We start from the raw sequence: 12,756 nt of genomic DNA, 5'->3' as shown, positions 1-12,756 counted from the left end.
CCTCCTGTCATTGTGTTATCCAATCATAATATTTCCTTTCGGGTGGTGGAAACTCTCTTTTTTTCTTCGGTTTGCAATGGCAAAAGCAATGGTTAGTGGTCCAACTCTTCCTGCGAACATTGTAAAAATAATAAGAAGACGACCAGTAGGTGTTAGCTCAGGGGTTAGACCCATCGAAAGACCAACAGTACCAAATGCAGAAGTAGCCTCAAATAAATACATCATAAAACTATGGTGTTGTTCAGTAATGCTAAGAATAATCGTTACGACTACAACGATTAATCCACCGGACATTGTAACCGTCAATGCCTTTAAAATAGTTTCAGTGACAATTCTACGTTTAAAGAGAACGACATCTTCTTTTCCTCTAATTTGTGACCACATAGTGGCTACTAAAACAGCAAAAGTTGTTATTTTAATACCTCCAGCAGTCGACCCAGAGCCTGCCCCAATAAACATGAAAAGTATCATTAAAAATAATGTAGAATGTGTTAGGTCTCCAATAGCCAGTGTATTGGAGCCCGCGGTTCTTGGCGTAACCGTTTGGTAAAGGGAACCTAACACTTTACCCCAATCTGATAATGGTCCAAGTGTTTTTTTGTTGCCATACTCAAACAAAAATATCAAAATGGTTCCACTAATAGTTAGTAATAGAGTAGTTACTAGGACAATTTTTGTATGGACAGAAAGCCTTTTAGTAACACGATATTCATATAATTCATTCATAACAATAAAGCCTAATCCACCGATTGTAATAAGGGCACAGATGGTGAAAACTACAAAGGGATCATCAACATAGGCAGTCATCCCGTTAAAACCACCCATTAAATCGAAGCCTGCGTTGTTGAAGTTGGAGATGGCATGAAAAAATCCGAAATAAAGGGCCTTTCCAATTGGCATATTAAAAGAAAAACGAATCGATAGAATAAGACCGCCGATTATTTCAATACATACTGTAAAGAGCAATATTCTTTTCACTAATCGAACAAGTCCAGCAATAGAGATATTATTAAAGGCCTCTTTAAGCAGCAGTCTCTCTTTTAATGAAATTTTCTTTCCAAGCAGTAAAAATAATAATGTGGCAAATGTCATAAATCCTAAACCGCCAATTTGGATCAAGAGTAAAATAACCACTTCGCCAAAAATAGAGAAGGTATCACCTGTATCAACTACAATTAAACCTGTGACACAAGTAGCTGAAGTAGCAGTGAATAAGGCATCTAAAAAGGGCAAACCCTTCCCATCCTCAGTAGAAAATGGCATTGTTAAAAAAAACGTCCCTATGGCAATAATGAGGGCAAACCCCAATACGAGAACTTTGGGAGGGTTTAATGCTCTTTTAAAATTGTTCATTTCATTTTCCTCAATTCTGTATAGTAAACAACTAGTTGTTTAATGGCATAATAAAAAGACCTACGATAAAAGCATGAAAAGGGCAGAAAACATGCTAATAATGGTGGTCAATAACGACCTCCTTCGCTTTAGCCGACGAAGTTAGCTGACGGGTAGGATGGCGAAAGAGCTTTCTCATCCCTTCTGCTAATGCAGAATTAACCCCAAAAGATTGGTTCCTCCGTTCTCAAATAATTGAGATTTGGCCGATATGAAATAGAATGTGATTATTCTACGCCCTTATTCTATTTTTTGTAAACCCCCTAATTGTTAAGAAAATGTAATTATTTTTATTGTGGGCGAATTGTGTATGAATAATGCGAGAAAAAATAAAACCAAAAATTCACTTGATAATTTCGTATACTTTCTATTGACCATTATTAGACAATACGATATAATTTTTTAGTACACAACAGAAGGTTATTTGCCTAATTGTGTATTGACGTGTGTTCGGAGGGAGGGAAAGAGAGATGTCAAAAACTGTCGTTCGCAAAAACGAATCGCTTGAAGATGCTCTTCGCCGCTTCAAACGTACTGTATCAAAAAGTGGTACAATTCAAGAAGTTAGAAAGCGCGAGTTCTACGAAAAACCTAGCGTAAAACGTAAAAAGAAATCAGAAGCTGCACGTAAACGTAAGTGGTAATTTAATTTCCCATTAAAAATCCCTACGTTCATAACACGCAATTGTATGATTCACTGAGCAGACAAAGTTATACCTGAAATTAATCTCATTTTTGATTAATTTCAGGTATTTTACATTGCTCAACTTTACGTACATATGAAAAAGCCGAATGAAATCACATTGATTCATTCGGCTTTTTTACAACCCACATGATGTGGGTAATTTTGATTCAAGATCATGATGTATTAAATTAATAAATTTTTAAGATTTGTGAAACTTTTCGCATGATTGACCGTATATACAGAGGAGAAGCATGTTAGAAGGGAGGGAAAAAGATGCGAAAACGGAGAACCCTCGGCTATTTACTAGTGATATGGATGACTTTTTTGTTAGCGTTTCCATTAACTTCGGCTTTTGCCAGTAATAAGGTTTATCATGTTCCGATTCATAATGAAGTAGAGCGAGGACTTCATGCATTTTTAGAACGAGCTTTTAAAGAGGCTGAAGAAAACAAGGCAGAGGCGATTATCTTAGAAATAAATACGCCTGGCGGTTTCGTGAATGCGGCAAGTGATATCGCCATGCTTATGGATGCAACGGACTTAAAAACGATTGCTTATATTAATAAGGATGCACACTCAGCAGGTGCTTTTTTAGCCTTACATGCGGAAAAGATCTACATGGTTCCAAATGGAACAATCGGTGCAGCGGCAGTTATCGATTCAGCAGGGAATGCAGCCGACTTAAAGGCCAATAGTGCTTGGCTTGCTCAAATGAAAGCAGCGGCAGAAACGTCAGGTCGCGACCCTAAGTATGCATTAGCCATGGCAGATACCAACTATGAACTACCAGAATACCGTGCTGGCGGTAAGAATTTGTTAACCTTATCAGCCTCAGAGGCATTAAAGGTTAAGTACTCTGAGGGGACGGTTAAGAATTTTCAGGAGCTTTTAGAGGTAACTAACCTAAATGGTAGTGATATAGTTTCCATTGAACCAACCTTCTCTGAAAAATTGGCTCGTTTTATTACAAATCCCATCATTGTACCTATTTTATTGTCTATCGCAAGTTTAGGACTTGTAATGGAGCTTTATTCGCCAGGATTCGGCGTTCCAGGTATAATGGGTTTATCAGCACTTGGTTTATTTTTCTTTGGACATATGGTTGCGGGCTTTGCGGGATATGAAACATTGTTGTTATTTATTATTGGTTTAGCCCTTTTAATTGCAGAGTTTTTTGTCCCTGGTGGTATTGTTGGTATTTTAGGTGGTGTATTAATAGTACTAAGTCTGATACTGGCAGGTGCAAATATGATGCAAATGATAGTAGCAATTCTCATTGCGCTTGTGATAGCGATGATAGGAATGGTGATCCTGATGAAATTTTTCGGAAAAAAACTGCATGTCTTAAACAGGCTTGTGTTAATGGATGCAACCACGACAGAAGAAGGGTATGTATCTAATGTGAATCGCACAGAACTGTTAGGGAAAATAGGGAAAACGCTTACGCCATTACGTCCATCTGGAACAATGGTACTGGGTAGTGAACGCATTGATATTGTATCGGAAGGTGGCTATATCGATGCCAACCAACATGTAGAAATTATTAAAGTTGAAGGCTCACGCATTGTTGTGAGACAAACAGATAAAGAGATGGAGGAATAGAAAATGGGTCTTGATTTAGGTTTGATTGGTCCTATTGCCGGACTAGTTATTTTATTCATTGTTCTTGCGGTATTCTTTACCTTTGTACCCGTAGCACTGTGGATTTCTGCATTAGCAGCAGGTGTACGTGTGAGTATTTTCACATTAATTGGGATGCGCTTACGTCGTGTAATCCCGTCTCGAATTGTTAATCCATTGATTAAAGCACATAAAGCTGGTTTACCTGTAACGATTAATCAGTTAGAGAGTCACTATTTAGCAGGTGGTAATGTTGACCGTGTAGTGAATGCTTTAATTGCGGCTCACCGTGCCAATATTGAGCTGTCGTTTGAACGTTGTGCAGCAATTGATTTAGCTGGGCGTGATGTATTAGAAGCTGTTCAAATGTCGGTTAATCCAAAAGTTATTGAAACACCTTTCATTTCAGGGGTAGCAATGAATGGGATTGAAGTAAAAGCAAAGGCTCGTATTACCGTTCGTGCCAACATTGAGCGTTTAGTCGGTGGTGCTGGTGAAGAAACAGTTATTGCTCGTGTTGGTGAGGGGATTGTTTCAACTATCGGTTCAGCGACACATCATACAGAAGTTTTAGAAAATCCAGATATGATTTCGCAAACAGTATTATCTAAAGGTTTAGATTCAGGGACAGCCTTTGAAATCTTGTCCATTGATATTGCCGATGTAGATATCGGTAAAAATATCGGTGCTGAATTACAGATTGAACAAGCACAAGCGGATAAAAACATTGCGCAAGCAAAAGCTGAGGAACGTCGTGCCATGGCTGTAGCAAATGAGCAAGAAATGATTGCACGTGTTCAAGAGATGAAGGCGAAAGTAGTAGAAGCAGAGGCAGAAGTACCGCAAGCGATGGCTGAAGCCTTACGTTCTGGTAATCTTGGTATTATGGATTATATGAACTATCGTAATATCCAAGCGGATACAGCAATGCGCGACTCGATTTCAAAAGTAAGTAATGATAAGCCTGAAAAAAATGAACCCAATGCTTAATAACGGAAAGGAGCAGAACTAACATATGGAACAGTTAATACTCTTTGCCATAATTGCCATAGTCAGCTCTATTTTCGGAAAATCAAAAAATAAAAAGCCTCAGAAACAGATGCCTCCTTTTAATAAAGACACAGTGGCAGAGCCTCCAGTTATGGAGAAAGCACCACATCGTACAGGGAAAGCACAGAGTTTTGAAGATTTTGCACGAGAATTTATAGGTGATTGGATTCCAGAAAATGAAAAAGTCGAGGAGCCTAAAAAATTTGTCGAAGAACAAGTGAAAAAGGAAATGCCGAGCTATATTGCCCCAGCAGTCACGCCAGCAGATGTCCCTCGCCGTACTTCGAATCGAGAAAGTCGAGGACGTTTAGCTGCTGGAAAAAAAGAAGTGCAATCAGTTGGTACTCATTCGACTATACAACTACCTCAATCTAAAAATGATCTTGTGCAAGCAATCGTGATGGCTGAAATATTAGGGCCACCGAAATCAAAAAGAAAATAACTAGCATGTCCTCCTTTTTCGATGCATATATTGCCGAAGAAGGAGGCATTTTTTATGAAAAAATTATTTCAATTAACGCCACTACTTGAGTTGTTAGAATACGAATCATTAAAAATTATTGGACCCTACCGTTTTATTCATGCAGATGCTACGACCTGTTCGTTTGTCTATGCAGATTATCATATTACTGTCAATGCGGATTCAGTGACAATCAATGCGCTCAAAGAAGAGATGCTACATCTATCTGTTGACAATCTACAGGAACTTCATATGAAAATGACAAAGAATATGGGTGTGAGCTAAAATGTGGAATAATCGGCCTATTATTATACGTATAAAGCGCCATGAAAATGTTCATCCTTTTATTCAAGCATTGCACGCTCAACATGTTCCATTAAAGCGTGTAGTCTTTCGTGAGCAAGAAGTTTCCTTTGAAACGACGATGCATTATCTACCAAAAATTCGTCGTGTGCGAAGACGTTTTCGTTTAAAAATGGCTGTTTTTTATGCAGATGAGCTTCAAGTTTTTCGAGCGCAAATTTGGACTTTGTTGGGCTTAGCCTTAATGATTGCTATTCCGATCCTCTGTGCACAAATCATTTGGCGAGTGGACATCGAAGCAGCGACACCAGAGCTGGAGCAGCGTTTAGGCAAGACCTTTCAAGATACCTTTCAACTAGAAACCCCGCTATCTAAAAATAAATTACCTTCAAATACGGTCATACGACAAAAGCTGTTAGAGCAACACCGAGAGTTATCATGGGTGCATATTGATAAACACGGCGGACGAGTAATTCTGAGACCACAAGAATCACCGAAACAAACAGAGCAAACAAATGACAAATTAGCCTCCCATATAGTAGCCACGAAAAGTGGTGTCATTACCCACTTTAATATACAACATGGCGAGCGAAAAATTTCAGTAAATGATACAGCCTATGAGGGGGATGTCCTCGTTAGTGGTGTATTAGAAAGTGGTAAAGATCAAGTTTTTGTTGGGGCAAAGGGTGAGGTTTTTGCAGATTATTGGCTTGAATGTTCGTTTAAAATTCCAACAAAAATTACGGTGGAAACGTTGCAACAAAAACAATGGCGGGTATTGGTAAAGGGTATACATCAGGAAAAGGTAGATTATGTACAAAAGAAGGATTTACCGAATTGGCTAGCCCCCTATGTTTCGATTGTGGAGGAGCAACAGACGAAAACCATGCAAGTGGAGCTGGATGAATCGAAAATTGAGTCATTGTTGATTCCTTTATTGCATGAAAAAGTATTGCGTTCGTTACCTGCAAAAACAATTATTAAGAAAGAAAACCTTTTACAGGCAAAGTGGGGGAATGGTACAGTTGAAGGGAAAGTTCTATTTTTAGTCAATGAAAACATTGCAAGTCCAATACAAGGCCTACAAGGAGAATGATTATGTCAGAACAGTTAACTGTATTACAGGTGGATAATCCAAATGAAGCGGTTATGCTACTCGGTATTTCCGATGCAAATATGAAATTAGTTGAAGAAGCACTCAAAGTTCATATCATTACGCGTGGTGAACAAATTCAACTGGCGGGTGAAGAAAATGCTAAGGAACAGGCAACCTATCTTTTACATGCTTTATTGAAGGTCATTCGCAAAGGAATTAATATTGATCAACGTGATGTCTCAACTGCGATTGAAATGACACAAAAAGGAACGATTGAATATTTTGCAGAACTGTATGATGAAGAAATAGCACGCACGACGAAAGGCAAACCGATTCGTGCAAAAACAATTGGTCAACGAGAATACATACAAGCAATCCGTCATAAAGACGTTGTTTTCGGTATTGGTCCAGCTGGTACTGGGAAAACGTATTTAGCGGTAGTCATGGCAACACAGGCACTTAAAAATGGCCATGTTAAGCGAATAATATTAACTCGCCCTGCTGTTGAAGCAGGAGAGTCTCTAGGCTTCCTTCCAGGGGATTTGAAGGAAAAGGTAGATCCATATCTACGACCTCTCTACGACGCTTTAAATGACATCTATGGGTCCGAACAAACACAACGGCTGATAGAACGGGGAACGATTGAAATCGCTCCTTTAGCCTATATGCGTGGCCGTACATTAGATGATGCCTTCGTTATTTTAGATGAAGCACAAAATACAACCCATCAACAAATGAAAATGTTCCTAACACGTCTAGGCTTTGGTTCTAAAATGGTCATTACAGGGGATAAAACGCAAATTGATTTACCTAAAAATACAGAATCTGGCTTGATTGTAGCGGAACGTACATTAAAGTATGTAAAATCTATCCATTTCCAAGTATTAGAACAAGGCGATGTAGTCCGTCATCCAATCGTTGCCAAAATCATCCAAGCCTACGAAGAACAGCAACTTTAGAATTGCGTAGCAATTCTAAAGTCTGCCCCGAAAGCAAAGCGACAGGGGCAACGAGGTTTTAAAGTCTGCCCCGAAAGCGAAGCGGCAGGGGCAACGGGGTTTTGAAGTCTGCCCGGAAAGCGAAGCAACAGGGGCAACGAGGTTTTGAAGTCTGCCCCGAAAGCGAAGCAACAGGGGCAACGAGGTTTTAAAGTCTGCCCGGAAAGCGAAGCAGCAGGGGAAACGGGGTTTAAAGTCTGCCCGGAAAGCAAAGCGGCAGGGGCAACGAGGTTTTGAAGTCTGCCCGGAAAGCGAAGCGGCAGGGGGCAACAGGGTTTTAAAATCTGCCCGGAAAGTGAAGCGGCAGGGGCAACAGGGTTTTAAAATCTGCCTGGAAAGCGAAGCGGCAGGGGCAACGGGGTTTAAAGTCTGCCCGGAAAGCGAAGCAACAGGGGCAACGAGGTTTTGAAGTCTGCACAACAAGTAAAAATCTAAATTACGAAATTAATCAAAATATGGAAAAAAATGTGACAGCTATGCGAAAATGCATAGCTGTTTTTTGCTTTCTTATACATTTTTCGAGAAAAATGTATGTTGAATTGGTATGATAGTAGGTAGATAGAGGAGGTGCCAGATGGAGAAACAACTTCGAAAATTTACAGAGCTTATCGGTTTTCGCTACTTTCTTATCATCATTCTCATTTTAACAGGCGGCCTACAATTTGCATTTATGTATGGCAATGTTAAAGGAGTTACATATGATTTCAAACCATTACAGCTTGCGCCTGAAACCGTACGATCTACTAAAACGATTGAAGACACTTATAAGACACAGCTAGAGAGAGAAAAAGCTGCCAATGCAGTGGATTCGGTCTATCAATTTTCGGAGGATGTCGCCAAGCAAAGAGCAGCGATTGTAACATCATTATTTGATTATGTTTTGGAAGTGAAAAAGGATGTTGCAAATAGTAAGGAACCTATTCCTATTGCCGACCAAGTTGCACAGCTTCGCAAAAAATTTGAATCAATAGACGAAGACCAGATGCCGTTAATTTTTACAGATTCACAGCTGGAAGGTCTATTAGTGCAAAGTGAAGAAGATTTAACAAGAACAAGTACGCAATTATCCAAATTTGTAGAGGAATATTTACAAAAATCCATCCGACCAGAGAACGTTTTTGTTGCTCAAAATGATTTTGAGACCAAGATTCGTGGACAACGAGGGTACCCTGATAAAATATTCAATACAGTCGTGTTAATAGGACGTACAAGCATTATTGAAAATGAAACAATTAACGAAGAACAGACGAAGATTCGAAAACAGCAGGCCAAAGAAAGCGTAGAGCCTACACGCATTTTACAAGGCCAGATTATTGTTCAGGAAGGCCAAATTATAGACAATGAGGCTTTCAGACAATTAGAGCTATTAGGGATGGTTAGTAATAAAGCCTCCTTAAAGCCTATTGCAGGGCTTATTATTTTAACGCTACTGCAAATGATGTTTATGTATATTTTATTTGAGCGTTGGGAGGCTAACGAACGAAAAAAACGTAATGCACTGTTAGTGACAGTGATTGTTTATAGTTTGTCTATCCTGCTGATGGAATTTATTAGTTTAGTTTCTGGTGGCTTTGATGTGACGATTGCCTTCCTATTCCCAACGGCATTAGCTACAATGCTTGTACGATTGTTAGCAGATGAGCGAGCGGCTGTTTTGGTTACAGTCATGACTGCTGCTTCAGCAGGTGTTATTTTCCAAGAAGGCTATTCATCTGTTATGCAAATGGAAATTACGTTGTATATCATATTCGGAGGGTTTGCAAGCCTATTCTTTTTGCGTAGTGTGGAAAAACGCTCACATATTTTACATGCGGTTGGTGTGATTTCTCTTGTCAACATGGCATTTATCGCCTTTTATTTATTAATGACACAATCATCCTATGGCTTACCAGAATTAGTATTTTACTTAATAGCAGCGATGTTGTCTGCCTTGCTTTCAGGGGCATTGACAATGGGGCTTTTACCATTCTTTGAATCAGCATTTAGCTTACTATCGTCTTTACGTTTAATCGAGCTATCCAATCCCAATCACCCATTATTAAAAAAATTACTAATGGAAACGCCAGGGACATATCATCATAGTGTGATGGTAGCGAATCTAGCAGAAGCTGCCTGTGAAGAAATCGGTGCGGATGGCTTATTAGCACGTGTTGGCTGTTATTATCATGATATTGGTAAAACTAAACGTCCAGCCTTTTTCATCGAAAATCAGATGTCGGGTATCAATCCGCATGATTCATTACCACCTGAAACAAGTGCAGAGATTATTATCGCTCATACGACAGATGGTGCCAACATGTTAAAACGTTATAAAATGCCTCAGGAAATCATTGATATCGCTTTACAACATCATGGCACAAGTTTGTTAAAATTCTTCTTATTTAAAGCGAAGGAAGAAGGAAAAAGCATTGATGAAGCAAAGTTCCGATATCCAGGGCCTAAACCACAAACAAAGGAAGCGGCTGTTATAAGTGTTGCGGATAGTGTTGAGGCAGCGGTACGTTCAATGAAAGAGCCAAACGCAGAGAAAATTCAGAAGCTAGTACGAGCAATCATCGATGATCGCGTACAAGATAATCAGTTTGATGAATGCGATATTTCAATAAAAGAGTTAAAATGTATAGAGAGAGTACTTTGTGAAACGTTGAATGGTATTTTCCATTCACGTATTGAATATCCAAAGGCAGATAAGTAGGAGGATCTATGATTTTAACAATTGATTTTACGGATGAAACAAATGAAGTGGGAGCACAACATATGGAGCTTGTTGAAAAGCTATTACAGCATGCTGCAAGTGTAGAAAACATTGAGCCAGAAACAGAGGTTTCAGTGACGTTTGTAACGAACGAGACAATTCAAGATATTAATCGTGAATATCGTGGTAAGGATCAGCCAACTGATGTCATTTCCTTTGCACTAGAGGAGCTAGGGGAAGGGGAAATGGAAGTAACTTTTGAAGGGATGCCACGTGTATTAGGTGATATTATTATTTCGACAGACCGTGCAAAAGAGCAGGCTGAGGAATATAATCATTCCTTTGAGCGAGAATTAGGCTTTTTAGCTGTACATGGTTTTTTACATTTACTTGGTTATGACCATATGGAGCCAGAAGAAGAGAAAGTGATGTTTACAAAGCAAGATGAGATTTTACAAACTTTTGGCTTAGGACGAGACTAGATGGATTTACGCAAATACTTGCGATCTTTTGGCTATGCGTTTGAAGGCATCATAACTGCAAGTAAAGAACAAAATTTAAAATCACATATATTGAGTGCAATCATTGTTATACTGGCTAGTTATTGGACAGGTTTATCTCGTATGGAATGGTATATTGTGCTACTATTAATAGCACTAATGTTTGCGCTGGAAATGATGAATACAGCGATCGAACGGGTTGTCGATTTAGCTTCCCCAGAGATACACCCACTTGCTAAGCAGGCAAAAGATATTGCGGCAGGTGCAGTGCTTGTATTTGCGCTATTCAGTGCTATAATCGGATTACTCATCTTTCTGCCAAAATGGTTTTAATGGAAATGAGTGTCTTCTAAATGAAAATAAACCATAAATGTGAGGGAGAATTAGTATAGATGACAATAGATATGCAAGCATTATTAGAGGAATCAAAAAAAGCGCGTGAAAAAGCCTATGTTCCTTATTCAAAATTTAAAGTAGGGGCAGCTCTATTAACGAAAGATGGAGAGGTTATTCACGGCTGTAATATTGAAAATGCAGGCTATAGTATGACGAATTGTGCTGAGCGTACAGCGTTTTTTAAGGCAGTGTCAGAGGGGACTTACGAATTCGAAGCCATTGCCATTGTAGCTGATACGGACGGGCCATGTGCCCCATGTGGAGCATGTCGTCAGGTGATGATGGAGTTTTGTGCTCCAACTATGCCTGTTTATTTAACGAATTTAAAAGGTGATGTGACGGTAACGTCAGTGGGCGAATTACTACCGTTTGCATTTACGACGGAGGATTTAGAGAATGCAGGAAACTAACAATGGCTATAAATCAGGCTTTATCTCCATCATTGGTCGTCCAAATGTTGGCAAATCGACATTTTTAAATCGTGTCATTGGCCAAAAAATTGCGATCATGAGTGATAAGCCACAAACAACAAGAAATAAAGTACAAGGCGTACTGACAACAGATGATAGCCAAATGATTTTTATAGATACACCAGGTATCCACAAGCCAAAACATAAACTAGGCGATTTCATGCTGAAGGTTTCTAAAAACACATTGCGTGAAGTGGACGTTATTATGTTTATGGTCAATGCTGAGCAAAAAATCGGTAAAGGCGATGAATTCATACTAGAAATGCTAGCAGGAAATCCAACGCCTGTCTTTTTGGTTATCAATAAAATTGATGCCATTCATCCAGATGAACTAATAGGAATTATTGAGAGCTATAAAGAGCGCTATGACTTTGCGGAGATTGTACCGATTTCAGCACTACAAGGCAATAATGTAGAAAATTTATTAGTGACATTAGGGAAGTATTTACCAGAGGGACCTCAGTATTACCCAGCAGATCAAGTGACAGACCATCCAGAACGATTTATTATTTCAGAACTTATTCGTGAAAAAGTCCTGCATTTAACACGTGAAGAAATTCCTCATTCGATCGCAGTGGTAATTGATAAAATTCGTCGTGATGAAGAAAATGATGATAAAATTCGTGTAGCGGCTACAATTATTGTGGAGCGTGATTCACAAAAAGGGATTGTTATCGGAAAACGTGGAGCCTTGCTAAAAGAAGTAGGGACACGTGCCCGAAAGGATATCGAAATGTTATTAGGGTCTAAAGTATATTTAGAGCTATGGGTAAAGGTTCAAAAGGATTGGCGTAATAAATCTACACATTTACGCGATTTCGGATTCCGTGATGATGAATACTAGGCTTTTTTCCTAATTTGTATCGAAAGCGAAGCGTCAGATACAGAAGACTCCCACTTATTCGGGAGATGAACATATGTTTTTTCAGCAGGTGTTTAGTGCCTGGTGGATCAGGATATAGACTCCAGATTTTGACGTGACAGTTTGGGTTCACTTCTTCTTGTAAGCGCAAAATCTGGCAGTAGTTGATCGTTTTATTTTTGAGCTGTCCAAAATTATTTTGGGCAGCTCTCTTTTCATGGATAGTTCT

The 12,756-nt window shown here is 39.2% G+C and carries 13 protein-coding genes and 1 riboswitch; of the genes, 12 read left to right on the top strand and 1 reads right to left on the bottom strand.

Going from position 1 to position 12,756, the window contains the following annotated elements:
• Positions 1 to 15: 15 nt before the first annotated feature.
• Positions 16 to 1,353 (bottom strand): TrkH family potassium uptake protein, encoded by a 1,338-nt coding sequence (locus tag JTI58_RS00440; protein WP_205444475.1) that lies wholly within the window; start codon positions 1,351 to 1,353, stop codon positions 16 to 18.
• A gap of 115 nt (positions 1,354 to 1,468) precedes the next feature.
• Positions 1,469 to 1,610, bottom strand: a riboswitch (cyclic di-AMP (ydaO/yuaA leader).
• A gap of 252 nt (positions 1,611 to 1,862) precedes the next feature.
• Between JTI58_RS00440 and rpsU the strand changes: the two genes are divergently transcribed.
• The 12 genes from rpsU (at position 1,863) to era (ending at position 12,509) form a co-directional block, all read left to right on the top strand.
• Positions 1,863 to 2,036: a 30S ribosomal protein S21 gene (rpsU, locus tag JTI58_RS00435; protein WP_004227078.1), complete on the top strand. Its 174-nt coding sequence runs from the start codon at positions 1,863 to 1,865 to the stop codon at positions 2,034 to 2,036.
• 314 nt (positions 2,037 to 2,350) lie between these two features.
• A complete protein-coding gene (locus tag JTI58_RS00430) occupies positions 2,351 to 3,679 on the top strand; it encodes an NfeD family protein (RefSeq protein ID WP_205444473.1) in 1,329 nt (442 codons plus the stop codon).
• 3 nt (positions 3,680 to 3,682) lie between these two features.
• Positions 3,683 to 4,687: a flotillin-like protein FloA gene (floA, locus tag JTI58_RS00425; RefSeq protein WP_205444471.1), complete on the top strand. Its 1,005-nt coding sequence runs from the start codon at positions 3,683 to 3,685 to the stop codon at positions 4,685 to 4,687.
• A 25-nt stretch (positions 4,688 to 4,712) separates the two neighbouring features.
• On the top strand, positions 4,713 to 5,189 hold the full coding sequence (locus JTI58_RS00420; protein WP_205444470.1) for a YqfB family membrane protein: 477 nt from the start codon (positions 4,713 to 4,715) through the stop codon (positions 5,187 to 5,189).
• A gap of 54 nt (positions 5,190 to 5,243) precedes the next feature.
• Complete coding sequence (locus JTI58_RS00415; RefSeq protein WP_205444468.1) at positions 5,244 to 5,492, top strand: hypothetical protein; 249 nt, start codon at positions 5,244 to 5,246, stop codon at positions 5,490 to 5,492.
• 1 nt (position 5,493) lies between these two features.
• Positions 5,494 to 6,606, top strand: coding sequence for a sporulation protein YqfD (locus JTI58_RS00410; RefSeq protein ID WP_205444467.1), 1,113 nt, complete (start codon positions 5,494 to 5,496; stop codon positions 6,604 to 6,606).
• A 2-nt stretch (positions 6,607 to 6,608) separates the two neighbouring features.
• Positions 6,609 to 7,565, top strand: coding sequence for a PhoH family protein (locus JTI58_RS00405; protein WP_205444466.1), 957 nt, complete (start codon positions 6,609 to 6,611; stop codon positions 7,563 to 7,565).
• Between the two features lie 613 nt (positions 7,566 to 8,178).
• Positions 8,179 to 10,299, top strand: coding sequence for an HD family phosphohydrolase (locus JTI58_RS00400; protein WP_205444465.1), 2,121 nt, complete (start codon positions 8,179 to 8,181; stop codon positions 10,297 to 10,299).
• Positions 10,300 to 10,307: 8 nt separating this feature from the next.
• The gene (ybeY, locus tag JTI58_RS00395) at positions 10,308 to 10,781 is read left to right on the top strand and encodes an rRNA maturation RNase YbeY (RefSeq protein WP_205444463.1); all 474 of its coding nucleotides are present in this window, start codon (positions 10,308 to 10,310) and stop codon (positions 10,779 to 10,781) included.
• Positions 10,782 to 11,132: a diacylglycerol kinase family protein gene (locus tag JTI58_RS00390; protein ID WP_205444462.1), complete on the top strand. Its 351-nt coding sequence runs from the start codon at positions 10,782 to 10,784 to the stop codon at positions 11,130 to 11,132.
• Positions 11,133 to 11,191: 59 nt separating this feature from the next.
• The gene (locus JTI58_RS00385; protein WP_205444461.1) at positions 11,192 to 11,605 is read left to right on the top strand and encodes a cytidine deaminase; all 414 of its coding nucleotides are present in this window, start codon (positions 11,192 to 11,194) and stop codon (positions 11,603 to 11,605) included.
• Positions 11,592 to 12,509, top strand: a complete 918-nt coding sequence (gene era, locus JTI58_RS00380) for a GTPase Era (RefSeq protein ID WP_205444459.1) — start codon at positions 11,592 to 11,594, stop codon at positions 12,507 to 12,509. Before JTI58_RS00385 ends, era begins: the two co-directional genes overlap by 14 nt.
• Positions 12,510 to 12,756 lie beyond the last annotated feature (247 nt).

The organism is Lysinibacillus fusiformis, assembly GCF_016925635.1.
Lineage (GTDB): Bacteria > Bacillota > Bacilli > Bacillales_A > Planococcaceae > Lysinibacillus > Lysinibacillus fusiformis_F.
The sequence above is the reverse complement of the archived record's forward strand: the minus strand, read 5'-3'. Positions and strand labels throughout refer to the sequence as shown.

Coding starts and splice junctions, on each gene's coding strand:
- JTI58_RS00405 (WP_205444466.1), top strand. CDS start 6,609: ATGTCAGAACAGTTAACTGTATTACAGGTGGATAATCCAAATGAAGCG.
- rpsU (WP_004227078.1), top strand. CDS start 1,863: ATGTCAAAAACTGTCGTTCGCAAAAACGAATCGCTTGAAGATGCTCTT.
- JTI58_RS00415 (WP_205444468.1), top strand. CDS start 5,244: ATGAAAAAATTATTTCAATTAACGCCACTACTTGAGTTGTTAGAATAC.
- JTI58_RS00410 (WP_205444467.1), top strand. CDS start 5,494: ATGTGGAATAATCGGCCTATTATTATACGTATAAAGCGCCATGAAAAT.
- JTI58_RS00430 (WP_205444473.1), top strand. CDS start 2,351: ATGCGAAAACGGAGAACCCTCGGCTATTTACTAGTGATATGGATGACT.
- JTI58_RS00390 (WP_205444462.1), top strand. CDS start 10,782: ATGGATTTACGCAAATACTTGCGATCTTTTGGCTATGCGTTTGAAGGC.
- JTI58_RS00400 (WP_205444465.1), top strand. CDS start 8,179: ATGGAGAAACAACTTCGAAAATTTACAGAGCTTATCGGTTTTCGCTAC.
- floA (WP_205444471.1), top strand. CDS start 3,683: ATGGGTCTTGATTTAGGTTTGATTGGTCCTATTGCCGGACTAGTTATT.
- JTI58_RS00440 (WP_205444475.1), bottom strand. CDS start 1,353: ATGAACAATTTTAAAAGAGCATTAAACCCTCCCAAAGTTCTCGTATTG.
- JTI58_RS00420 (WP_205444470.1), top strand. CDS start 4,713: ATGGAACAGTTAATACTCTTTGCCATAATTGCCATAGTCAGCTCTATT.
- JTI58_RS00385 (WP_205444461.1), top strand. CDS start 11,192: ATGACAATAGATATGCAAGCATTATTAGAGGAATCAAAAAAAGCGCGT.
- era (WP_205444459.1), top strand. CDS start 11,592: ATGCAGGAAACTAACAATGGCTATAAATCAGGCTTTATCTCCATCATT.
- ybeY (WP_205444463.1), top strand. CDS start 10,308: ATGATTTTAACAATTGATTTTACGGATGAAACAAATGAAGTGGGAGCA.